Raw genomic sequence first — 22,283 nt, forward strand, 5'->3', positions numbered from 1 at the left:
GCGCGGTGGGTGCGCGCGTCGGCTAGGCCAGCAGCCCGTCGCGCAGGGCCGCGGCGAGCGTCGGGGTGAGGGGGAGGCGCGGGATCAGGGTGGCCTGGAAGGCGTGGTAGGTGTCCGGCTTGCCGGCCCACGTGACACTGCTGGGCGACAGGTCGGTCGCCAGCTCGTGGTGCCACGAGCCGTGCGCGGTGTCGCGGAAGTGGTCGGCGACGTGCTGCCACCACGTGCGGTACCACGCGTCGTACTCAGGCTCGCCGGTCGCCGCGTGCATCGCCGCCGCGGTCGCGGTCGCCTCGGCCGCCACCCAGTGCATCCGCTCGCGCACGACAGGGGCGCCCGACCAGTCGACGGTGTAGACGAAGCCGTCGGCACCGTCGACGGCCCAGCCCTCGCGCACCGAGGCGTCGAAGAGGCCGCGGGCGTCGTCGAGGAGCCACGAGGGGGCGTCGACGCCGAGCGCGGCGCGCAGGTGGAGGGCCAGCCGGGCCCACTCCAGCCAGTGGCCGATGGTGGCTCCGTAGGGGCGGAACGGGTGCGCCGGCTCGTCGATGTTGTAGTCGAGGACCGGTGTCCAGGTGTCGTCGAAGTGCTCGGGGATCCGCCAGTCGTTGCCACGCGCGAGGTCGTGCACGACCCGGGTGAGGATCCGCTGCGCGCGCTCGCGCAGGGACGCGTCGTCGAGCACGTCGGCCGCCGACAGCAGGGCCTCGACCGTGTGCATGTTGGCGTTGACGCCGCGGTAGCCGTCGAGGGTCGTCCAGGCCTCGTCCCACTGCTCGCGCACCATGCCGTGCTCGTCGTCCCAGAAGTGCTCGAGCAGGATGCCGAGCGCCTCGTCCAGCAGCTCGCGGCCGCCGACACGGTCGGCCGCGGTGGCGCTCGCCGCGGCGAGGACCACGAAGGCGTGCTCGTAGGCCGTCTTGTCCCTCGACACCGGACCATCGGCACCCACCGCGGCGTACCAGCCGCCGTGCTCCGCGTCGCGGAACCGACCGCGCAGCGCGGTCACGCCGTGGTCGGCCAGCCGTCCGCAGTCGGGGCGGCCCATCAGGTGGCCCAGGGAGTAGACGTGGGTCATCCGGCAGCTGACCCAGAGCGGCACCGGCCGGTCGAGCTCGGGCGTGCCCTCCTCGGACAGCCAGGCGAACCCGCCGTCGGGGTGGACGGACGCACGACCGAAGTCGAGCAGACCGTCGCCCTCGGTCTCCAGCCAGCGTGCGTGCGCCGGGCTGCCGAGCCAGCCGGTCACTCGGAGATCTTCTTGCGGTGGTTGGCCCAGATGACCCCACCAGCGGCCACCGCGCCGCCCACCGCAAGCGCCGCGAGGGTCTGCTTCGCGGGCGGCAGCGGGACGCCCCGACGCAGGGCCACGGGGCGTACGAAGCTCAGGACCGGCCACTCGTTGGCGGTCGCGATGCGGCGCAGCTCGCGGTCGGGATTCACTGCGGACGGGTGCCCGACGACCTGCAGCATGTGCACGTCGGTGACCGAGTCGCTGTAGGCGTAGGACCCGGCGAGGTCGTAGCCGACGGTCTCGGCGAGGTGCTCGATCGCGCGCGCCTTCTCCTCGGCGTAGGCGTAGTAGTCGATCTCGCCGGTGTACTTCCCGTCGACGATCTCCATCCGGGTCGCGACCACGCGGTCGGCGCCGAGCATCTGGCCGATCGGCTCGACGACCTCCGCGCCGCTCGCGGAGACGATGACGATGTCGCGCCCGGCCTCGCGGTGCTCCTCCATCAGGGTGACGGCCTCGGCGTAGACGAGCGGCTCCACGATGTTGTTGAGGGTGTCGTGGACGATCTCGCGCACCGTCGCGACGTCCCAGCCGGCGCAGAGCTGCGACATGAACTCGCGCATCTTGTCCATCTGGTCGTGGTCGGCGCCGCCGGTGAAGAAGACGAACTGGGCGTACGCCGAGCGCAGCATCGCGCGCCGGGAGATGAGTCCGCCCGCCTGGAACTCGCGGCTGAAGGCCAGCGTGCTCGACTTGGCGATGATCGTCTTGTCGAGGTCGAAGAAGGCCGCGGTGGGGCGGGACATGCGGTCATCGTAGGGGCCTGCTGCGTGCGCGCGTGGGCCATCAGTCGTCCACAGGGCCGGTGGTGACGGGGTTCTCCACAGGCTGCCGCCGCCGGTGCTGTCCGTCGTCGGTGCTCGCGTCGAGCCTTGTCGCCATGTCCGTCCTCCTCCTCACCAGATCCGCCGCCACCCACGAGACGGTCGTCGCGCTCTGCGCCGCGGCCGGTGTCGCGACCGACGTGTGCGCCGATCCGTCCCTGTCCCTCGGTTCCTGGGGCGACGCCGACCTGGTCCTCGTCGGTGCGGACCTGGCGGAGGAGGCGGTGGCGCTCGCACCGCCACGCCGGGCCGGCGTCCACGTGGTCGGACCGTCACCCGGCGACGCAGCCTTCCGCCACGCCGTCGCGCTGGGGGCAGCGTCGGTGGTCTCCCTCCCCGAAGCGACGTCCTGGCTGGCGGATGCGCTGGCCGACGTCGGCGAACGGGCCTCGCCGGGTCGCGTCGTCGGGGTGGTCGGCGGCTCGGGCGGATCGGGCGCGACGACACTGGCGTGCGCGCTCGCCCAGTGGCACGCCTCCCGTGGTCCCACGCTCCTCGTCGACGCGGACCCGCTCGGGCCGGGAGTCGACCGGCTGCTCGGCCTCGAGGGCCGCGGCGGCGTGCGGTGGGAGGGGCTGGCAGAGACCTCGGGGCGGCTCGGCGCACGGGCCTTGCGGGAGGGCGTGCCACGGGACGGCGCGCTCGGGGTCCTCACGTGGACCGGGCTCCGGCGGCGGCTCGACGTGCCGACGGCCAGGCGCATGCTCGACGCGGCGGTGCGGGGGCACGACCTCGTGGTGATCGACCTCGCCCGCCAGGGCGGAGCTGCATCGGTCGAGCTGGTCGACCGGTGCGACGACCTGCTGGTGGTCACGCCGGCGACCGTGCCCGGGCTGGCGGCCACGGCACGTCTGGTCGCCGACCTCGGTCGCGCGGGACGGGCCGGGCTGGTGGTGCGACCGGGTGGACTCAGCGACGCCGATGCCGCCCGGGTCACCGGTCTGCCGGTGGTCGCGACGTTGGGGGAGCAGCGTGGCCTGGCAGCCTCGGTCGACCGCGGGCTCGGTCCGCTGACCGGCCGCGGGCCACTGGCCCGGACCGTCCGGGACCTCCTGGCCGCCGCATGACGACTGTCTCGGCGGAGGTGGTCGACGACGTACGCCGTCGGTTGGCCGGCACGTCCGGTGACCTCACTCCGCACCGGGTGGCCGAGGCGTTGCGCGCGTCCGGTTCTCCGGTGGGAGACGCGACGGTGCTCGCCGTCCACGACCTGCTGCGCCGCGACGTGCTGGGCGCCGGCCCGCTCGAGGAGCTGCTGCGGCTCCCCGACGTGACCGACGTCCTGGTCAACGGCCCGGACGACGTGTGGCTCGACCGTGGCGGCGGGCTCGAGCGGGCAGCCGTGTCCTTTCCCGACGACGCCTCCGTGCGACGACTCGCGCAGCGGCTCGCCGCCACGGCGGGCCGCCGGCTGGACGACGCGACCCCGCACGCCGACGTACGACTGCCCGACGGCACGCGCTTCCACGCGGTGCTGGCTCCCGTGGCGCGGTCCGGGACCGTGCTGTCGCTGCGCATCCCGCGCGGCCGGGTGTGGACGCTGCCCGAGCTGGTGGAGGCGGGTGCGCTGCCGCCGGACGGTGCCTTCCTGCTGGAGGAGGTCGTCGGCTCGCGGTGTGCCTTCCTCGTCACGGGAGGGACCGGGACGGGCAAGACCTCCGTCCTCTCGGCGCTGCTCTCGCTGGTGGACCCGGGCGAGCGGATCGTCCTCGTGGAGGACGCCAGCGAGCTGCGACCCGACCATCCGCACGTCGTGGCCCTCGAGGGGCGCCCGCCCAACATCGAGGGAGCCGGGGAGATCACCCTGCAGACCCTGGTGCGCCAAGCCCTCCGGATGCGACCGGACCGGTTGGTCGTCGGGGAGGTCCGCGGTGCCGAGGTCGTCGACCTGCTGGCCGCGCTCAACACTGGGCACGGCGGCGGGTGCGGGACGCTCCACGCCAACTCGGCCGCCGACGTGCCGGCCCGGATCGAGGCCCTGTCGTTGGCCGCCGGGCTGCCGCGGGAGGCCGCGCACAGCCAGCTCGCGTCCGCACTCGACGTCGTCGTGCACCTCGGTCGCGGGCGCGACGGCAGGCGCCGCGTGCTCGAGCTGGCGGTGCCCGAGCGCGAGCCGTCGGGTCTCGTGTCGCTGCGGACCGCGGCGACGTTCGAGCCCGATCGGGTGGTCCGCGGTCCGGCCGCAGGGGCGCTCGCCGCTCGGCTCGGCTCGGTGGCGTGGTGACCGGCTGGCTCGCAGCAGTCCTGCTGGCCGCTGCCGTGGCCGTCTGGTGGCAGCCGCCCCAGGCGATACCCCGAGTCGCGTCGGCCCGCTCCGCTCCGTCGTGGGGACGGGTGCCGGGAGCGGGTCGGCGCCGCGGGGCGGCGGACCAGGCCGCGGTGCTCGAGGTGTGCGACCTCCTTGCTGCCGAGCTCGCGGCCGGCCGACCGCCCGGCGTGGCGCTCGCGGCAGCCTCCGAGCGCTGGCCGCCGCTGGTCGCGGCCGTGGAGGCCGCGCGCCTCGGCGCCGACGTCCCCGACGCACTGAGGCGGCTCGGCGAGGAGCACGACGGCGCCGCCGACCTGCGCTGGGTGGCGGGCGCGTGGCAGGTGTCGGAGCGCTCGGGTCACGGTCTCGCGGCCGCGCTCGGGCGCACTGCTGACGGCCTGCGTGCTCGTCGGCGTACCCGCCGGCTCGTCGACTCCGAGCTGGCCTCGGCCCGGGCGACTGCGCGCCTCGTCGCGTGCCTGCCGCTGGCGGTCCTCCTGATGGGCTCGGGAGCCGGGTCGGACCCGTGGTCCTTCCTGCTCGGCACGCCGGTCGGCTGGGCCTGCCTAATCTGCGGACTGGCGCTGGTCGCGCTGGGGCTGTGGTGGATCGAGCGGCTGGCCGACCGGGCGAGCGCTCCATGACGTGGGTGAGTGCGATCGGCGCGGCGCTGGCGGCCCTGTGCTGGTGGCCGGCCGACGTGCGACCGGGGGCGCGCGAGCGGGCCACCTCAGGTCTCGACGTGCGACCGATCGCCGCGCTCGGCGCCGGTGCGTTCGCCTGGCTGTTCGTCGGTGGACCAGCAGGTCCGGTCGTCGGGCTCCTCGCGGCGGCGTCTGCATGGTGGGTCCTGGCCCATGCCGAGACGCCGGCCCGACGCCGGGAGCGCGAGGAGGTGGAGCGGACCCTCCCGCACCTCATCGACCTGTTCGCCTCGACCCTGCGCGCCGGTGCCGAACCAGTGGCCGGGCTCGCCCAGGTGTGCGCCGCCCTGCCCGGCCCGGCGGCGGACCGACTTGCCCCGGTCGTCGATCGGTCCCGGTGGGGAGCAGCCGGGCCCGAGGCATGGCGGGTGATCGCCGACGACGACGAGCTCGCGCCGCTCTCGCGCGCGATGGTCCGCTCGCTGACGTCGGGCTCATCGGTCGTGCAGACCGTCGAGAGACTTGCCGACGAGCTCGCCCGCGAGTCGCTCGCGCGCGCCGAGGACGCCGCTCGCCGCGTCGGCGTGAGCGCCGCCGTTCCCCTGGGTGTCTGCCTCCTGCCCGCCTTCCTGTTGCTCGGTGTGGTGCCGACGGTGGCGTCCCTGTTCGGGTCGGTGGCGCCGTGACGGGCCACCAGGTGTCCACAGGTGGGCCGGACCTGGCCTCGTCCACAGGCGAGCAGCCGCTCGGGTGCAGGCCGGGCTCGACCACCCGAGGCTGGTCGCACGACGGGGCTCATCGGGAGGCCCGCGACGAGAGGAGTGCCGATGAGGATCGATGGTCAGGAGCGGACCGAGGACGGGATCACCACCGCGGAGTACGCCGTCGGCACGGCGGCTGGGGCCGGGTTCGCCGGGCTGCTCTACAAGCTGCTGACCGGCAGCTTCGGCGACCAGCTGCTGGGGCGGCTGTTCGACCACGTCATGGGCCTGCTCGGCATCGGCTGATGCTCGGGTCCCGGCGGGAGGAGGACGGGGCGGCGACCGCCGAGCTCGCCCTCGGCATCCCGCTGCTCGTCGCCCTGACGGCCGGGCTGGTCTGGATGCTCGCGGTGGGCGCCGCGCAGGTGCGGGTCATCGACGCCTCGCGGGAGGCGGCCCGCGCCGTGGCCCGCGGGGACGACGTGGCCTCGGCCGAGGCCGTCGCCCTGCGGATCGCGCCGGACGGGGCCCGGGTCCGGTTCGAGGTCGGCGACACCCAGGTCACCGTCACCACCCGCGCCCGGATCACCGGACCGGGCGGCCTGCTGGGCTCGCTCCCGGGTGTCACGGTCTCGGCCGAGGCGGTGGCGCTGGTGGAGGAGTCGTGAGAGCGCGCACCGACCGGGGCGGCGCCACCGTGCTGGTGGTCGCGATGGCCGGCCTGCTGATGTTCATGATGACCGGGCTCGCGGCGGCCGGGGGACTCGTCACCGCGCAGCGACGGGCTCAGGCGGCGGCCGACCTGGCAGCGCTGGCCGGTGCGTCAACACGGGACGACGCGTGTGCTCGCGCCGGAGAGGTGGCTGCCGCCAACGCGGCGGCGCTGGAGGCCTGTCGCCTCGACGGCGACGAGGTCACCGTCGAGGTGTCGGTCGCCGGTCCCCGCGTGCCGTGGCGCGACGTGCGGGTGACGGCCGAGGCCCGGGCAGGTCCGGCGTGAGCCGTCGAGCGGTGCGTGAGGAGGATTCGAGGGCCGCGGAATCCCCCTCACTCACCGCTCAGGCGGACGAGGGCGGACCGGCGGGCGACGGAGAAGGTGGAACTTCCGAGCCGCCAGGTGGCTCGGACCTTCCACGATCAGCGACTCCCGTCCCCGGGAGCACCGTGACCTTCGGATCGTCAGGTGCGGTCGCGGTCGGTGACGGTGTCGCCGTCCGCACGACGCTCGGCCTCGACCCGCTCGAGCTTCTGGTTCAGCTCGGTGAGCTCCTTGCGCTCCTTGCGGTGGGCGAGGCTGCGCTTGGTGCCCCACTTGAGGATCGAGAAGCCCCAGAGGATCGCGGCGCCCGCGGCGACCCCGACGAAGAACGACTCCAGGGTGGTGACGTCGAAGCCGAGGAGCTCGCCGCCCGAGCCGGGCTCGCTGACGAAGACAGCGGACAGGATCGCGATGCCGCCGAGGATGATGAGGGCCATGCCGAGGAACACCATGGGCAGAATCTAGCCCCCCGCAGCCTCCACCGGCGCACCCGCGAGGAGGGCATCCAGAAGTTGGATTGCGCCGACCTTGTCGAGCGGGTTGTTCTGGTTGCCGCACTTGGGCGACTGGATGCACGACGGGCAGCCGCTCGCGCATTCGCAGCTCGCGATCGCCTCGCGGGTCGCGGACAGCCAGGCCACCGCCGTGTGGAAGCCGCGTTCCGAGAAACCGGCGCCGCCGGGGTGGCCGTCGTACACGAAGACGGTGAGCACGCCGGTGTCGGCGTGGCGGGCGGTCGAGACGCCGCCGATGTCCCAGCGGTCGCAGGTGGCGAAGAGAGGGAGGAGACCGATCGAGCAGTGCTCCGCGGCGTGCGCCGCACCCGGGACGTCCAGCGCGGCCAGGCCGGCCTCGGCGACCACGTCGTCGGGCACCGTCCACCACACGGCGCTCGTGCGGAGCGTGCGCTCGGGCAGGTCGAGCGGCTCCTCCGACAGCACCTCGCCGCCGGGCTGGCGCCGCCGGAGGAAGGACACGACCTGGTGGGAGACGTCGACCTCGCCGAGGGAGAGCTCGCAGCCGGCCCACGAGCGGCGCTCGCGGGTGCTGACGATGCTGATGTCGGTGACCTCGCGGGCCGTCGTGCTGAACGCCGGCTCGTCGCGCCGCATCGACGCGACGTGGTGCTCGAGGTCGAGGTCCTCGACCAGCCAGGTCTCGCCCTGGTGGACGTACACGGCACCGGGGTGGGCCTGGTTGTGCGCACCGCTCGCGTCCACCGTGCCGACCACCCGGCCGGTGTCAGCCTCGATCAGCTGGACGGGCGAGCCGCCGGCGGAGCGGATGTCGGCGAGGTCGGCGGCGCGCCCGCGGTCGGTCCAGAACCAGCCGCGCGGCCGCTTGCGCAGCAGGCCGAGGTCGACGAGCTGGTCCACCACCTCGCGCGTGGTCGGCCCGAAGTGCGGGAGGTCGGCCTCGGTCAGCGGCGACTCCTGGGCGGCCGCGCAGAGGTGTGGCCCCATCACGTGGGGGTTCGACGGGTCGAAGACCGACGCCTCCACCGGCGCACCGATCAGCATCTCCGGGTGGGTGACGAGGTAGGTGTCGAGCGGGTCGTCCTTGGCCACCAGGATGCCGAGCGCGTCCTGCGCTCCGCGGCCGGCCCTCCCGATCTGCTGCCAGAAGGCCGCCCGGGTGCCGGGAAAGCCGGCGATGAGCACGGCGTCGAGCCCGCTGATGTCGATGCCCAGCTCGAGGGCATTGGTGGCGGCGAGCCCCATCAGGTCGCCCCGGCGCAGCGCGGCCTCGAGGGCACGCCGCTCCTCGGGCAGGTAGCCCCCGCGGTAGGCCGCGACGCGACCGGGCAGCGACGGGTCGACCTCGGCGAGCAGGTCGGCCGCCGTCGCCGCCACCTGCTCGGCGCCACGTCGCGACCGGATGAAGGCGAGCGTCCGCACGTCCTCGGCGACCAGGTCGGCGAGCAGGTCGGCGACCTCGGACGACGCGGCCCGTCGCACCGGCGCGCCGTTCTCCCCGGCGTGCGGGGTGAACGGCGGCTCCCAGAGCAGGAGCGAGACCCGCCCGCGCGGCGAGTCGTCTCTGGTCAGGGCGACCACGTCGAGCCCGGTCAGGCGCGAGGCCGTCACCTCCGGCTCGGCGACGGTGGCTGAGGCGAGGACGAACGTCGGGTGCGCGCCGTACATCGCGCACACCCGCCGCAGCCGCCGCAGGACGTGGGAGACGTGCGCCCCGAAGACCCCGCGGTAGTGGTGGCACTCGTCGACCACGACGTACTGCAGGGACCCGAGCAGCCGCGACCACCGGTGGTGGGAGGGGAGGAGGGAGCGGTGGAGCATGTCGGGGTTGGTCAGGACGTACTCGCCGTAGTCACGCGTCCAGTCGCGCTCCTCGCGCGAGCTGTCACCGTCGTGGGCAGCGAGGCGTACGTCGAGGCCGAGCGACGCCAGCCCGGAGAGCTGGTCGTGGGCGAGCGCCTTGGTCGGCGCGAGGTAGAGCACCGAGGCGCCCCGCTCGCCGCGCGGACCACGAGCGGCGCGGATCGCCGAGAGGGCCGGCACCTGGTAGGCCAGCGACTTCCCGGACGCCGTCCCGGTGGCGACGATGACGTGGTCGCCGGCGTGCGCGGCGTCGGCGGCAACGACCTGGTGTCGCCACGGACGCGCGACCCCCTGGGCGGCGAACGCACCTCGTACGTCGTCAGGCACCCACGCCGGCCAGTCCTCGTGCACCGCCTCGCGGGCGGGCAGCACCTCGAGGTGGCGGAGCCGGTCCTCACGGCCCGGGACCTCCGTCAGGCGACGTACGAGCGACTCCACCGGAGGCAGCACGTCAGGACGGGGGGACGACACCTGACGAAGTCTGGCAAACGGCGACGACAGTGCCGCCGGAGCGGCCTGCGAGGAGAAGTGCTGGGGACACCTGCGAAACCGGTGGGACTCGTGGTTTGATACCACCCGGAACTAGGGGGACACACGGTGTGTCCTGCACGCGTTCAGTCCGAGCATTCGGGAACCGGGGAGCAGTTGTGGATCTCACCCTTGCCACACGCGAGGTGGATGGTCGTGCCGTCGTGGCGGTCGGCGGGGAGATCGACGTCTACACCGCACCCAAGCTGCGCGACTGCATCACCGAGCTCGTCGGCGCCGGGACCTACGACATCGTGATCGACCTCGAGGCGGTCGAGTTCCTCGACTCCACGGGCCTCGGCGTCCTGGTCGGCGGCCTCAAGAAGGTCCGCGCCCACGACGGCTCGCTCGACCTGGTCTGCACCCAGGAGCGCCTGCTCAAGATCTTTCGGATCACCGGCCTGGCCAAGGTGTTCGTGATCCACGACTCCGTGGGGCTCGCCCCCGGCGCCTAGCGTCCGGATCGGCCGCACCAGATCACCCCTCCGGGCTGTCCCGGAGGGGCTTTGTACGTTCCAATCCGACGGCCCGGTGTGGTGTGGGTCACCCCGGCCCGTGATCTGGGTCACCTCTGCGTAGACTCCGGCGCGTTCACGGATCTTTTACGTCCTAGGAGGACACGCATGACGGGGATCTTGCCCGCAGTCGTGAAGCCGGAGCTCGAAGGTGGGAACCTGATCCTGGTCGTCGTCGTCGCCCTGATCGCGCTCGGCGCGCTCGGGATGGCCGCGATGTTCCGGTCGCAGGTGATGGCCGCGGGCGAGGGCACCGACAACATGAAGACCATCGCCCTCGCAGTCCAGGAGGGCGCCAACGCCTATCTGACTCGGCAGTTCCGGACCCTCGGCATCTTCGCGGCGATCGCGTTCTTCGCGCTGCTCGTGCTGCCTGCCGACGACACCACCGTCCGGATCTTCCGATCGGTGTTCTTCATCGTCGGCGCCGGCTTCTCGGCGGCGGTGGGCTACCTCGGCATGAACCTCGCCGTGCGCGCCAACCTGCGCGTCGCCGCAGCCGCGGAGACCACGGGTCGCGAGCCGGCGATGACGATCGGCCTGCGCACCGGCGCCATGGTCGGCATGCTGACCGTCGGCCTCGGCCTGCTCGGTGCCAGCCTCGTCGTCCTGTTCTTCCAGGACGAGGCCCCCGACGTGCTCGAGGGCTTCGGCTTCGGTGCAGCGCTGCTCGCGATGTTCATGCGCGTCGGTGGCGGCATCTTCACCAAGGCCGCCGACGTCGGCGCGGACCTCGTCGGCAAGGTCGAGCAGGGCATCCCCGAGGACGACCCGCGCAACGCCGCCACGATCGCCGACAACGTGGGCGACAACGTCGGCGACTGCGCCGGCATGGCCGCCGACCTCTTCGAGTCGTACGCCGTGACGCTGGTCGCCGCGCTGATCCTTGGCTCGCAGGCCTTCGGCGACAAGGGCCTCGTCTTCCCGCTGCTCATCCCCGCCATCGGCGCCCTGACGGCCGTCGCGGGCGTCTACCTGACCAAGCCGAAGGCCGGCGAGAACGGCCTGACGACGATCAACAAGTCGTTCTACATCTCCTCGGGCATCGCCGCCGTGGCGAGCGTCGTGCTGTCGTACATCTACCTGCCGAGCAGCTTCTCGGAGTTCACGAACATCGCGGTCGACCTGTCGGGCGCCGACGGCGACCCGCGGTTCATCGCGGCCTCCGCCGTGGTCATCGGCATCGTGATGTCGGCAGGCATCCTGGCCCTCACCGGCTACTACACCGGCACCGAGTACCGCCCGGTCAAGGACGTCGGCAAGACGTCCCTCACCGGTCCGGCCACGGTGATCCTGTCCGGTCTCTCGGTGGGCTTCGAGTCGGCGGTCTACACGACCCTCGTCATCGGTGCCGCCGTGTTCGGTGCCTACCTCCTCGGCGGCGCGGCCCTCACGGTGTCGCTCTTCGCGGTGGCCCTGGCCGGTTGCGGCCTGCTGACCACCGTCGGCGTCATCGTCGCGATGGACACCTTCGGCCCGGTCTCCGACAACGCCCAGGGCATCGCCGAGATGTCGGGCGACGTCAGCCCCGAGGGCGCACAGATCCTGACCGAGCTCGACGCGGTGGGCAACACCACCAAGGCGATCACCAAGGGCATCGCGATCGCCACCGCGGTGCTCGCCGCGACGGCATTGTTCGGCTCCTACGCCACGTCGGTGTTCGAGTCGCTCGCCGAGGCCAACGTCGGCCCCGACGAGGCCTACCTGCTCGACTTCAGCGTCTTCAACCCGGCGGTCATCGTCGGCGTGCTGCTCGGTGCGGCCGTGGTGTTCCTCTTCTCGGGCCTCGCCATCAACGCGGTCGCCCGCGCTGCCGGTGCGGTCGTGATGGAGGTCCGCCGCCAGTTCCGCGAGATCCCCGGGATCATGGAGGGCACCGGTCGTCCGGAGTACGGCAAGGTCGTCGACATCGTCACCAAGGACTCGCTGCGCGAGCTCGTGACGCCCGGCATCCTCGCGGTGCTCGCCCCGATCGCGGTGGGCTTCGGCCTCGGCGCGACCGCTCTCGCCGGCTTCCTGGCCGGTGCGATCGGCACGGGCACCCTGATGGCCGTGTTCCTTGCCAACGCCGGTGGCGCCTGGGACAACGCCAAGAAGCTGGTCGAGGACGGCCACCACGGCGGCAAGGGCTCGGCCGCCCACGAGGCGACCATCATCGGCGACACCGTCGGTGACCCGTTCAAGGACACCGCCGGCCCGGCCATCAACCCGCTGATCAAGGTGATGAACCTCGTCTCGCTGCTCATCGCGAGCGCGGTCGTCTCCCTGAGCGTCGGCACGGACCAGAACGACGTCCTGCGCATCGTGATCGCGCTCGTCGCGGTCGCGATCATCGCGGGCGCGGTGATCATCTCCAAGCGTCGCGAGGTCACGATCTCCGACGACGGTGACAACACCGGGTCCTCGTCGTTCACCCCGCACGTGCCCGACCCGCACCACGGCTGACCTGCTCGACCCAGTGGCCCGTCGCCCCTCCGGGGGTGGCGGGCCACTGTCGTGTCAGCGCCTGCCGAAGTGCGGGCGGGTCAGCTCGCCGGTGAGACCGCCGAGGGCGGTGCGGTCGTCGGCGTCCCCGACGTGCGGTCCCTGCAGCCACTGGGCGAACGACCAGATCTCGCCGAGGCGCCACTCGAGGTCGAAGAGCCGCAGCATCTGGCGGTCGTGGTCGACGTCGCGTCCCTCGTGCACCAGCGTCGCGAGGTCGCGCTCGCGCGGCGCGAGCACCAGCGACTCCCAGTCGATCAGCCACGTCCGACCGCGCGCGACCCACTGGTTCCGCACGTGCGGCTCGCCGTGCGTCACGACGTACGTCGACGGGTCGGCGAGGGCGAGCAGGCGCGCGTGCTCCCGTGCCCACCCGCCGACCCGGGACAGGTGCTCCACGACCAGGTCGCGTGCCGACGGGCCGAGCGGCCCGGACCAGTCCTGCTGGAGCAGGTCGCGGAGCCGGTCGCCCAGCTCGGGCTCGACGTCGGTCGACCAGGTGCGGGCGCCGGGCGGGGGCGGCGTCGCATGCAGGCGAGCGAGCAGGTCCGGCAGCTCGGGCACCGACTCCGGTGGGCGCGACCCGTCGAGCCACCCGGTGACGCTGGCCTTCCGCGAGCGGAGGGGGACGACGTACGCCCCCTCGCGGGTCGGCAGCGACGGCCAGACGAAGTCGAGCCCGAGCGCTGCCGCGGAGGAGTACGCCGCCTCGAGGCTCGCGAGCGTGTGGCGCGGGAGGTCGATGTCGAGGGTCAGGAAGAGCGTCGGCTCGCCGGCGACGTCGACGCGCCAGTGGTGAGCGCCCCAGCCGACGGGCAGGTGCTCGACCGCGTCGGCGCCGTCGTCCCACTCCGCGCGGACCAGGTCGAGGATCTCGTCGTCGGTCACGTCCGGGGGTCGCTCGTGCACAGCGCCATCCTCACATCCGGGACGGCGTCAGGCTGATCCTGAAGGCCGCACCACCCTCCGCCGCGACGTCGGCAGAGATGGTGCCGCCCATCCGGCGGACCAGCCCCGCCGCGATGGCGAGCCCCAGGCCCTGACCGCCGGACGGCCGAGAACCGCGGTAGCGCTCGTGCAGCACCCCGGGGTCGAAGGCGACAGGGAGGTCCTCGGGCGCGAGTCCCGGCCCCGAGTCACGGACCTCGACGGCGCCCGCTCGGGAGGCCAGCACGACCGCGCCGCCGCGGGGAGCCACCCGCAGCGCGTTGTCGAGGAGGGCGTCGAGGACCTGCCGCAGCCGGTCCGGGTCGGCTCGTACGACGGCGGGGGCGGGCTCAGCGCTGACGGTGATCCCGGCACCGCGGCCACGGGCCTGCCAGGCGTCCGCGGTCGAGGCGACCAGTGCCGCGAGGTCCACGTCGGCGACGGTGACCCGGAAGTCGTCGGCCTCGAGCCGGGCGAGCGCGAGCAGGTCGGCGACGTAGGCCGCCATCCGGTCGGCCTCGTCCACCAGCGTCGCGCCCACCGCGGCCGCATCCTCGGGAGGCACCGTCCCGTCGGCCAGTCCCTCCGCGTAGCCCCGGACCGCCGTCAGGGGGGTGCGCAGCTCGTGGGAGACCGTGAGCAGGAACCGCCGCTGCCGGCCCTCGCTCGAGGCCAGGGCGGCGTCGAGCTGACCCAGCGCCTCCGCGACGGCAAGGACCTCGGGCGGCCCGGCGGTCGGCACCTCGACCCCGCGCTCGCCAGCTGCGAGTCGTCGGGCCGCACTCGCAGTGTGGGTGAGCGGAGCCGCCAGCCGTCGCGCCAGCCACGCGGCCAGGGCGAGCGCGACGAGCGAGCCGAGGGCGAGCGCGAGGACCACGCGGCGACGTACGGACGCGAGGGCGTCATCGGCGCTGGCCACGTCGGCGGCCAGCACCACCGCGCCCCCGTTGCGGGCGGGGCGGGCCTCGACCAGGACGGGTACGCCGGCGAGCTCGCCGCTCGTCGAGACGGATTCGCCGGCCCGCAGCGCGGCGACGTCCTCCGGGGTCAGGGCGGCACCGGCACCCGAGACGCGGGCGGCGGTGACGACGCCGATGGTCAGGCCGGACACCTCGGTCACCCGGTCGAGCCGGTCGGACCCCGTGGTGAGGCGGGGAAGGCGGGCGAGCAGGTCGGCCTGACGGGCGAGGGGCGCGCGGACGGCCTCCTCGCGGGCACCGGACAGCAGCGGCGCGACGAGGACGCCGGCGAGCAGCGCCGACACCACGGCGACCGCCGCCATCGCCAGCGCCAGCCGCGCGGTCAGGCCCGCGGGCCTCACGGCTGCCGCCGCGCCCGGTAGCCGATGCCGCGCACGGTCTCGACCGGACAGCGGTCGCCGAGCTTGGCCCGCAGCTGCGCCACGTGGACGTCGACGGTGCGGCTCGAGCCGTAGTCGGCCTGGCCCCAGGCGCGCGACATCAGCTCGGCGCGGTCGAACACCCTGCCCGGGGTGGTCATCAGCACCTCCAGCAGGTTGAACTCGGTGGTCGTCAGGTGGCGGACCTTGCCGCCGACGGTCAGCGTCCGCGAGCCCGGGTCGAGGGCGAGGTCCCCGTGTCGGACCACCCGGGGCCCGACCGGTGCCCTGCTGCGCCGGATGATCGTCGTGACGCGTGCGACCAGCTCGCGCGGCGAGAAGGGCTTGGTGACGTAGTCGTCGGCCCCGAGCTCGAGGCCCAGCACCCGATCGACCTCGTCGTCGCGGGCGGTGACGAAGAGGACGGGCGTCCAGTCGCCCGCGTCGCGCATCGCTCGGCAGACCTCGGTCCCCTCGCCGTCCGGCAGGCCTACGTCGAGCAGCACGGCTGCGGGACGCAGGCGGCGTACTGCTTCCAGAGCGTCGACGACCCGGGTCTCGACGTGCACGCCGAACCCGGCCGCGGTCAGGTAGCGGCGGACGAGGTCGCTGATCGCAGGCTCGTCCTCCACGACGACCACGAGTCCGCGCGACTGGTCCACGACCCGAACGCTAGTGGGCGCGAAGCCCCTCGACCGGGGGTCGCGCGTCGTCCTTACCGAACCCGAACACGACGCTGACGCGATCGCCACCTGCGCCGAGGACTCTCGTCGTCAGCGCCGGCAGGGAGCCGGCACGGACGAAGGAGATCGACATGCCACTCATCCAGACCGCCGGGCTGTTCGCCGCGGGGCTCCTCACCACCTCCGGCCTCTTCACCGGTGCCGTGCCGGGCGCCGCCCCCGACGACGGACCGCGGGTCCCGTGCGGCGCCGTGTGGTCGCAGCTCCCCGAGGACCTGCAGGAGGACCTGCGGGCCGTCCGCGACCTGCCCGCCGGCGAGAAGGCCGCCGGGCTGCGCGAGATCCGTCGCGACGCGCTCGACGGTGACTACGGCAACCGCGTGCAGCGCTTCGCCGAGCGCCGCGACGAGCGCATCCGCGCCGTCCGGCGCGCGCTCCCCGAGGAGATGAAGGCCGATCTGCGTGCGGCCCGCAACCTCACGGGGGAGGCCCGGCTCGATGCCTACCGAGCGATCCGCTCCGGAGCGCTCGCCGGGGAGTACGGCGACCGCGTGCAGGAGGTCGCGGTGCAGGTCCAGGAGCGGCGCGAGGCCTGTCGGCCGTCGTGATCCGCGGCCGACGGGCTCACCTACGCTGGCCCCGTGCCAGCAGCCACCCGCATCGCCCTCATCTCGGACGTCCACGGCAACCTAACGGCGCTCGAGGCGGTGCTCGCCGACATCGACGCCCGCGGGATCACGACCATCTTCAACCTCGGCGACTACGTCGGGAAGGGTCCTCGTGGGCGCGAGGTGGTCGACCTGTGCCGTGAGCGGTGCGAGGTGAACCTGCTCGGCAACTGGGACGACTTCGTGCCCGACCCGGATCGCGACTTCGACAGCCCGGCCCTGCAGTGGTGGCTCGCCCAGCTCGGTCCCGGGCAGGGGGAGTGGCTGCGGTCGCTCCCGTTCAGCCACGACTTCCTCCTGTCGGGCCGGCGGGTGCGACTGTTCCACGCGAGCGAGGAGACGGTGCACCGGCGCGTGCGCTACGTACGCACGCAGGACGAGTTCGAGGCGCTCTTCACCAACACGCCGGCCACCGGCTTCGACTCGCCCGAGCCCGACATGGTCGGCTACGGCGACACCCACGACCCGTTCTACGAGTGCCAGCTCCAGGGGCGTACCGCCTTCAACACCGGCGCGGTCGGGAACTGCATGGGAGACCCCACACCGCTCTACTGCATCCTCGAGGGCGTCCTCGGCTCCGCGGACCCGGCGCCGTGGGCGATCTCCTACGTCCGCGTTCCCTACGACGTCGAGGCCGAGCTCGCGGCGGCGCGCGACCTCGGGGTGCCGAAGTACGACGGCTACGAGCTCGAGCTGCGGCACGGCATCTACCGCGGGATGCTCGACGAGTGGAGGTCCGGGGAACCGCTGACCGGCTATCACGAGCGGGAGGCGGTGCGCGCATGACGACCTCCGACCTGGACTTCACCGCCCCGCTGCGCGAGGCGCTCGTCGCCGCCGACTTCACCTATGACCGGGTGGCCGAGGCGATCGGCGACGACGCGCACCGCGCGCTCGGTCGCAACGAGACCCTCCCCGCCCTGCGGCGTACGACGTCGGGCGGGCCCCTCGACACCCTGGTCCGGCTCTTCCTGCTGCAGACCCCGGTCGCGCGGGACGCCGCCGACCGGGCCCTGCCCGGACTCGTCGACCGGCTCTGCAACGCCGGCCTGCTCGAGCAGAGCGTCAGCGAGGTCGCCGCGCGGACCGACTGCCGGCCCTACGCGACGGAGGATCGCGACCTCTGGATCGTCTCCGACCTGACGCCCGGCCTGGACGGCGCACCGGTCGCCGTCGGCCCCGACCACGTCCTCGGCATCTCGAGCGCGTCGACGAGCCTGGCGCAGCTGACGATGCGCGAGCCCGTCGGCTCGGCGCTCGACCTCGGCACCGGCTGCGGCGTGCAGGCCCTCCACCTCGCCGGACACGCCGGCCGCGTCGTCGCCACCGACGTCAACAGCCGCGCGCTCTGGATGACCCGGCTCAACGCCGAGCTCAACGGCGCCGACGTCGACGTGCGGGACGGGTCGTTCTTCGAGCCGGTCGCGGGGGAGCGCTTCGACCTGATCGCGACCAACCCGCCCTTCGTGATCTCGCCGGCCACCGGCGAACGGCTGGTCTACCGCGACTCCGGCCTGCCCGGCGACCGCGTCGTCGAGCACATCGTGCGCACCGGGCCCGACCACCTCACCGACGGCGGCTGGCTCCAGGTCCTGGCCAACTGGTCGATCGTCGAGGGCCGGCCGTGGGACGAGCGGCTCGGCTCGTGGCTGCGCGACGACTGCGACGCGCTGGTCGTGCAGCGCGAGACCCTGGACCCGTCGGCGTACGTCGAGCTGTGGCTCAAGGACTCCGGCCACCACGGGGGCCCGGACTACACGCGCCGCTACGACACGTGGCTGTCGTGGTTCGAGGAGTCCGGGATCGAGGGCGTCGGCTTCGGGTGGATCAACATCCGCCTCGGAGGCATTGCCGATCACGCGGGAGGAGCGCACCAGCTCCTCGAGTGGCCGTACGACGTCGAGCAGCCCATCGGCCCCGCGATCCACGCCTGGGGCGGGGCGGTCTCCGACCTGCGCAGCCTCACCGACGACCAGCTGCTCGAGACCACCCTCGTCGCCCGTGAGGACGTCCAGCAGGAGACGGTCGGCCGGCCCGGCGCCGAGGACCCGGAGGCGATCGTGCTCCGCCAGCAGCGCGGCTTCCGGCGGGCTCGCACGGCCGACACCCTGGAGGCAGCCTTCCTCGGCGCCTGCGACGGCGACCTCACCGTCGGCCGGTTGCTCGGCGCCCTCGCCGCGCTGCTCGAGCGGGACGCGGCGGAGCTGCGGACGACCTATCTCCCGGTGGTGCGCGAGCTCGTCGAGGAGGGGTTCCTCGAGGTCAGCTGACCTCGGAGGGAGCCCGGGCCTCCTCCGCGAGCGACCGGTCCCGCAGCTCGACGAGGTCGCGTCGCACCGAGGCGGAGAGCAGCTCGACCCGCCCCACCGCCGTGAGCGCGGGGGCGCCGGACGACCAGGGCCGGGCGCTGACCCAGCCGAGGCGACGCACGTGCCCGAGGACCTGGGTGCCGCACGCGTTGAGCGACGTCGTGCCGAGGTGGTCGGCGATCCGCACCTGCGTCACCGGGCCCTCGGGGCCGATGGCCGCGTTGGCCTTCCCGACCACCCACGCCACCCCGGCCGCGAGCCGCGCGGGCGTCATCCGCTCGGCGAGCTCGGGGTAGCGCTCGCGCGCCAGCAGCAGGCACTCGCGCAGCGGCGCAGCCAGCTCGGGGGCGAGCATCGACTCGCGCAGGTCGGTCAGCAGCTCGTCGGCGACCAGCCACGGCTCGTCCGCGACCGGATCGAGGTGGTCGCCGAGTCGCGGCAGCGCGACCGGCGATCCGGTCATCGCGAGCAGCTCGTCCCGGCTGCCGGCCACGCAGTCGAGCCAGTGGAGGGCCTGCACGTGCCGGGGCAGCGGCGGTGGGCTCTGCACCACCTGCGGCCGGGCGGCTTCGTCGTGGCGGCGCGCCACGTCGGCGTACGCACTGTCCTCCACGCGCTCGCTCCAGGCGTCGACGAGTCGTCCGTCGACGAAGACGAGGTGGCTGACCCGCCCGCCCTCGTCCAGCCTCTCGCGGGGCGTGTGCCAGAGCAGGTCGTCGTGGTAGCGGTGGTCGAACATCTCATCCTCCATGTGACGGGAAAGGGGTCGGTGTCCCACCACGGTCGGCAGCCCCACCGACAGCTTCCGGGCGCTCTCCACAGGTGCCGGGAGCGGACCGTCCGTCCACAGGGGGCTGGGGCCGAGGTGGCCCGGTCCAGACCGGGGTCGGTGACGAGGTGGACGAAGTCCACGCGAGGCCCTGTGGACGCCGCGGCGTGGCGAAAAACCGATCGGGCGCTACGGTGGCCGCGCCGAGCAACACTCGGCACGCATCAAGAGGGAGCAATCTGAAGTGGCAAAGCTCGTCATCGTCGAGTCCCCGGCCAAGGCCCGCACCATCGGCGGCTACCTGGGCAAGGACTACGTCGTCGAGTCCTCGATCGGGCACATCCGCGACCTGCCGAACAACGCGGCGGACACCCCGGCGAAGATCAAGGACAAGCCGTGGGGCCGCCTCGCTGTCGACGTCGACAACGGGTTCGAGCCCTACTACGTCGTGCCGCGCGACAAGAAGAGCCACATCGCCAAGCTGAAGAAGCTGGTGAAGGACGCCGACGCCCTCTACCTCGCCACCGATGAGGACCGCGAGGGCGAGGCCATCGCGTGGCACCTCCTCGACGAGCTCAAGCCGCCGAAGGGCCTTCCGGTCCACCGGATGGTCTTCCACGAGATCACCAAGGCCGCGATCCTGGCCGCGGTCGAGAACCCCCGCGACATCAACGACGACCTCGTCGAGGCCCAGGAGGCGCGTCGCATCCTCGACCGCCTCTACGGCTACGAGGTCTCGCCGGTGCTGTGGAAGAAGGTCATGTCCGGGCTGTCCGCCGGCCGTGTCCAGTCCGTCGCGACCCGCCTGGTCGTCGACAAGGAGCGCGAGCGGATGAAGTTCCGCGTCGCCTCCTACTGGGACATCGACGCCACCTTCGACGCCGGCTCCGGCCACGACCCGCGGATGTTCCCCGCCAAGCTCTACAGCGTCGACGGCGTCCGCGTCGCCCGTGGCTCCGACTTCGACAACACCGGCGTGCCCAAGGGCAAGGGTGAGCGCGTCCACCTCTCCCGCGCCGACGCCGAGACGCTGGCCACCGGCCTCGCCGACACGACGTACGACGTCCGCTCGGTCGAGTCCAAGCCCTACCGCCGCTCTCCCTACGCCCCCTTCCGCACCACCACGCTGCAGCAGGAGGCCAGCCGCAAGCTCGGGATGAGCGCCAGCGTGACGATGTCGGTCGCGCAGCGGCTCTACGAGAACGGCTTCATCACCTACATGCGCACCGACTCCACGACGCTCTCGGGCGGAGCGGTCGGCGCGGCACGCGACCAGGTGCGGGAGCTGTACGGCGCGGAGTACCTGCCCGACTCGCCGCGGACCTACGCCTCCAAGGTGAAGAACGCCCAGGAGGCGCACGAGGCGATCCGTCCCGCCGGCGAGTCGTTCCGTACGCCTGCCCAGACCGGGCTGTCGGGCGAGCAGTTCCGCCTCTACGAGCTGATCTGGATGCGCACCGTCGCCTCGCAGATGAAGGACGCGGTCGGCAACTCGGTGACGATCCGCATCGGCGGCGCCGCGAGCGACGGCCGCGACGCGGTCTTCAGCGCCAGTGGTCGCACGATCACGTTCCACGGCTTCCTCAAGGCCTACGTCGAGGACATCGACGACGCCTCGAAGCGCAAGGACGACGCCGAGACCCGGCTGCCCAACCTCACCGAGGGTGCTGCGGTGACGGCGGCGACGCTGAGCCCCGAGGGCCACGAGACGAAGCCCCCCTCGCGCTACACCGAGGCGACGCTCATCAAGGAGCTCGAGGACCGCGAGATCGGTCGCCCGTCGACGTACGCCTCGATCATCGGCACCATCCTCAACCGCGGCTACGTCTACAAGAAGGGCACCGCGCTGGTGCCGGCGTGGCTGGCGTTCTCGGTGATCCGGCTGCTCGAGGAGCACTTCCCGCGGCAGGTGTCCTACGAGTTCACCGCCTCGATGGAGGACGTGCTCGACGAGATCGCCGGCGGTCGCAAGGACCGCGCGACCGAGCTCGGCGAGTTCTACTACGGCGCCGGCGACGTCGTCGGGCTCAAGACGCTCGTCACCGACCTCGGCGAGATCGACGCCAAGGAGATGGCGACCTTCCCGATCGGTGAGGGCATCGACCTGCGCGTCGGTCGCTACGGGCCCTACGTCGAGGGGCCGCCGTCCGAGGACGGCGACGGCGCCCCGGTCAGGGCCAACGTCCCCGATGACCTTCCGCCCGACGAGCTCACCGTCGCGAAGGCCAAGGAGCTGCTGGCCAACCCGGCCGGCGAGGAGCAGGTCGTCGGCAACCACCCCGACACGGGCCTGCAGATCGTCGCGAAGAACGGCCGCTTCGGCCCCTACGTCACCGAGGTCCTGCCCGAGGACGCGCCCAAGAGCGCCAAGCCGCGCACCGGCTCGCTCTTCAAGTCGATGACGCTCGACACCGTCTCCCTCGAGGAGGCCGTCAAGCTGCTCGACCTGCCGCGCGTCGTCGGCACCGACGAGGACGGCACCGAGATCACAGCGCAGAACGGTCGCTACGGGCCCTACCTCAAGAAGGGCACCGACTCGCGCTCGCTCACCAGCGAGGACCAGATCTTCGACATCACGCTCGACCAGGCCAAGGCGATCTACGCCCAGCCCAAGCAGCGCGGCCGCGGCGCGGCCACCCCGCCGCTCAAGGAGCTCGGCAACGACCCCGTCTCCGGCCAGCCGGTGATCGTGAAGGCGGGCCGCTTCGGCGAGTACGTCACCGACGGCGAGTACAACGCCACCCTCCGCAAGGACGACACGGTCGAGTCGATCACCCTCGAGCGGGCGGCCGAGCTGCTCGCCGAGCGACGCGAGCGCGGTCCGGCGAAGAAGGCGGCCAAGAAGGGCGCGAAGAAGGCGCCCGCCAAGAAGGCTGCGGCGAAGAAGACGGCCGCCAAGAAGACCGCTGCGAAGAAGACGACGAAGAAGGCTGCCGCCAAGAAGGCCTGAGGCCCTACTCTCCTCGCACGGG

22 protein-coding genes are annotated in these 22,283 nt (G+C 73.1%); 13 read left to right on the plus strand and 9 right to left on the minus strand.

Annotated elements, in window-relative coordinates; translation table 11 throughout:
* Positions 1 to 22 precede the first annotated feature (22 nt).
* A complete protein-coding gene (locus tag EUA06_RS12390) occupies positions 23 to 1,249 on the minus strand; it encodes an AGE family epimerase/isomerase (protein ID WP_129476035.1) in 1,227 nt (408 codons plus the stop codon).
* Complete coding sequence (locus tag EUA06_RS12395) at positions 1,246 to 2,040, minus strand: HAD family hydrolase (RefSeq protein ID WP_129476038.1); 795 nt, start codon at positions 2,038 to 2,040, stop codon at positions 1,246 to 1,248. Before EUA06_RS12395 ends, EUA06_RS12390 begins: the two co-directional genes overlap by 4 nt.
* A gap of 134 nt (positions 2,041 to 2,174) precedes the next feature.
* On the opposite strand from EUA06_RS12395, the gene ssd reads away from it, so the two are divergent.
* From ssd to EUA06_RS12430, 7 genes are all read left to right on the plus strand, one after another.
* Positions 2,175 to 3,185: a septum site-determining protein Ssd gene (gene ssd, locus EUA06_RS12400; protein WP_129476041.1), complete on the plus strand. Its 1,011-nt coding sequence runs from the start codon at positions 2,175 to 2,177 to the stop codon at positions 3,183 to 3,185.
* Positions 3,182 to 4,342 (plus strand): TadA family conjugal transfer-associated ATPase, encoded by a 1,161-nt coding sequence (locus tag EUA06_RS12405; RefSeq protein ID WP_129476044.1) that lies wholly within the window; start codon positions 3,182 to 3,184, stop codon positions 4,340 to 4,342. Before ssd ends, EUA06_RS12405 begins: the two co-directional genes overlap by 4 nt.
* Entirely contained in the window at positions 4,336 to 5,010 is a 675-nt protein-coding gene (locus tag EUA06_RS12410; protein WP_129476046.1) for a type II secretion system F family protein, read from the plus strand. Before EUA06_RS12405 ends, EUA06_RS12410 begins: the two co-directional genes overlap by 7 nt.
* Positions 5,007 to 5,696 carry a type II secretion system F family protein gene (locus tag EUA06_RS12415; protein ID WP_129476048.1) on the plus strand — a complete coding sequence of 230 codons (690 nt, stop codon included), beginning with the start codon at positions 5,007 to 5,009 and terminating at the stop codon, positions 5,694 to 5,696. Before EUA06_RS12410 ends, EUA06_RS12415 begins: the two co-directional genes overlap by 4 nt.
* 141 nt (positions 5,697 to 5,837) lie before the next feature.
* Positions 5,838 to 6,017: a DUF4244 domain-containing protein gene (locus EUA06_RS12420; RefSeq protein WP_129476050.1), complete on the plus strand. Its 180-nt coding sequence runs from the start codon at positions 5,838 to 5,840 to the stop codon at positions 6,015 to 6,017.
* Positions 6,017 to 6,379 carry a TadE family protein gene (locus EUA06_RS12425; RefSeq protein ID WP_129476052.1) on the plus strand — a complete coding sequence of 121 codons (363 nt, stop codon included), beginning with the start codon at positions 6,017 to 6,019 and terminating at the stop codon, positions 6,377 to 6,379. The genes EUA06_RS12420 and EUA06_RS12425 overlap by 1 nt, the downstream gene beginning before the upstream one ends.
* Positions 6,376 to 6,711 carry an Rv3654c family TadE-like protein gene (locus EUA06_RS12430; protein ID WP_207208334.1) on the plus strand — a complete coding sequence of 112 codons (336 nt, stop codon included), beginning with the start codon at positions 6,376 to 6,378 and terminating at the stop codon, positions 6,709 to 6,711. The genes EUA06_RS12425 and EUA06_RS12430 overlap by 4 nt, the downstream gene beginning before the upstream one ends.
* Positions 6,712 to 6,890: 179 nt before the next feature.
* On the opposite strand, the gene EUA06_RS12435 is transcribed toward EUA06_RS12430, so the two are convergent.
* Both EUA06_RS12435 and EUA06_RS12440 read right to left on the minus strand, forming a co-directional pair.
* Positions 6,891 to 7,202, minus strand: a complete 312-nt coding sequence (locus tag EUA06_RS12435; RefSeq protein ID WP_129476055.1) for a CgeB family protein — start codon at positions 7,200 to 7,202, stop codon at positions 6,891 to 6,893.
* A 9-nt stretch (positions 7,203 to 7,211) separates the two neighbouring features.
* Positions 7,212 to 9,560, minus strand: coding sequence for a DEAD/DEAH box helicase (locus tag EUA06_RS12440; RefSeq protein ID WP_277985670.1), 2,349 nt, complete (start codon positions 9,558 to 9,560; stop codon positions 7,212 to 7,214).
* A 176-nt stretch (positions 9,561 to 9,736) separates the two neighbouring features.
* Here EUA06_RS12440 and EUA06_RS12445 point away from each other — a divergent pair, with 176 nt between their 5' ends.
* Positions 9,737 to 10,072: an anti-sigma factor antagonist gene (locus EUA06_RS12445; RefSeq protein WP_129427178.1), complete on the plus strand. Its 336-nt coding sequence runs from the start codon at positions 9,737 to 9,739 to the stop codon at positions 10,070 to 10,072.
* 168 nt (positions 10,073 to 10,240) lie between these two features.
* Positions 10,241 to 12,577 carry a sodium-translocating pyrophosphatase gene (locus tag EUA06_RS12450; protein WP_129476058.1) on the plus strand — a complete coding sequence of 779 codons (2,337 nt, stop codon included), beginning with the start codon at positions 10,241 to 10,243 and terminating at the stop codon, positions 12,575 to 12,577.
* Between the two features lie 54 nt (positions 12,578 to 12,631).
* On the opposite strand, the gene EUA06_RS12455 is transcribed toward EUA06_RS12450, so the two are convergent.
* Genes EUA06_RS12455 through EUA06_RS22470 form a run of 4 tightly spaced genes read right to left on the minus strand, consistent with a single transcriptional unit; the run spans position 12,632 to position 15,698 of the window.
* Positions 12,632 to 13,525 (minus strand): phosphotransferase, encoded by an 894-nt coding sequence (locus tag EUA06_RS12455; RefSeq protein ID WP_129476061.1) that lies wholly within the window; start codon positions 13,523 to 13,525, stop codon positions 12,632 to 12,634.
* 10 nt (positions 13,526 to 13,535) lie between these two features.
* A complete protein-coding gene (locus tag EUA06_RS12460) occupies positions 13,536 to 14,864 on the minus strand; it encodes a sensor histidine kinase (RefSeq protein ID WP_129476064.1) in 1,329 nt (442 codons plus the stop codon).
* Positions 14,861 to 15,544 carry a response regulator transcription factor gene (locus EUA06_RS12465; protein ID WP_129476067.1) on the minus strand — a complete coding sequence of 228 codons (684 nt, stop codon included), beginning with the start codon at positions 15,542 to 15,544 and terminating at the stop codon, positions 14,861 to 14,863. Before EUA06_RS12465 ends, EUA06_RS12460 begins: the two co-directional genes overlap by 4 nt.
* A gap of 10 nt (positions 15,545 to 15,554) precedes the next feature.
* Positions 15,555 to 15,698 carry a hypothetical protein gene (locus EUA06_RS22470; protein WP_165354374.1) on the minus strand — a complete coding sequence of 48 codons (144 nt, stop codon included), beginning with the start codon at positions 15,696 to 15,698 and terminating at the stop codon, positions 15,555 to 15,557.
* Between EUA06_RS22470 and EUA06_RS12470 the strand changes: the two genes are divergently transcribed.
* Genes EUA06_RS12470 through EUA06_RS12480 form a run of 3 tightly spaced genes read left to right on the plus strand, consistent with a single transcriptional unit; the run spans position 15,697 to position 18,503 of the window.
* Positions 15,697 to 16,173, plus strand: a complete 477-nt coding sequence (locus EUA06_RS12470; protein ID WP_129476069.1) for a hypothetical protein — start codon at positions 15,697 to 15,699, stop codon at positions 16,171 to 16,173. The two genes, EUA06_RS22470 and EUA06_RS12470, sit on opposite strands and share 2 nt — an antisense overlap.
* A gap of 33 nt (positions 16,174 to 16,206) precedes the next feature.
* On the plus strand, positions 16,207 to 17,019 hold the full coding sequence (locus EUA06_RS12475; protein ID WP_129476073.1) for a metallophosphoesterase family protein: 813 nt from the start codon (positions 16,207 to 16,209) through the stop codon (positions 17,017 to 17,019).
* Positions 17,016 to 18,503 (plus strand): DUF7059 domain-containing protein, encoded by a 1,488-nt coding sequence (locus EUA06_RS12480; RefSeq protein ID WP_129476076.1) that lies wholly within the window; start codon positions 17,016 to 17,018, stop codon positions 18,501 to 18,503. The genes EUA06_RS12475 and EUA06_RS12480 overlap by 4 nt, the downstream gene beginning before the upstream one ends.
* Here EUA06_RS12480 and EUA06_RS12485 read toward each other — a convergent pair.
* A complete protein-coding gene (locus tag EUA06_RS12485; RefSeq protein ID WP_129476079.1) occupies positions 18,496 to 19,281 on the minus strand; it encodes a hypothetical protein in 786 nt (261 codons plus the stop codon). The genes EUA06_RS12480 and EUA06_RS12485 overlap by 8 nt on opposite strands.
* A 274-nt stretch (positions 19,282 to 19,555) precedes the next feature.
* Between EUA06_RS12485 and topA the strand changes: the two genes are divergently transcribed.
* Positions 19,556 to 22,261, plus strand: a complete 2,706-nt coding sequence (gene topA / locus EUA06_RS12490; protein WP_129476082.1) for a type I DNA topoisomerase — start codon at positions 19,556 to 19,558, stop codon at positions 22,259 to 22,261.
* Positions 22,262 to 22,283: the final 22 nt, after the last annotated feature.

This window comes from Nocardioides glacieisoli, assembly GCF_004137245.1.
Taxonomy (GTDB): Bacteria; Actinomycetota; Actinomycetes; order Propionibacteriales; family Nocardioidaceae; genus Nocardioides; species Nocardioides glacieisoli.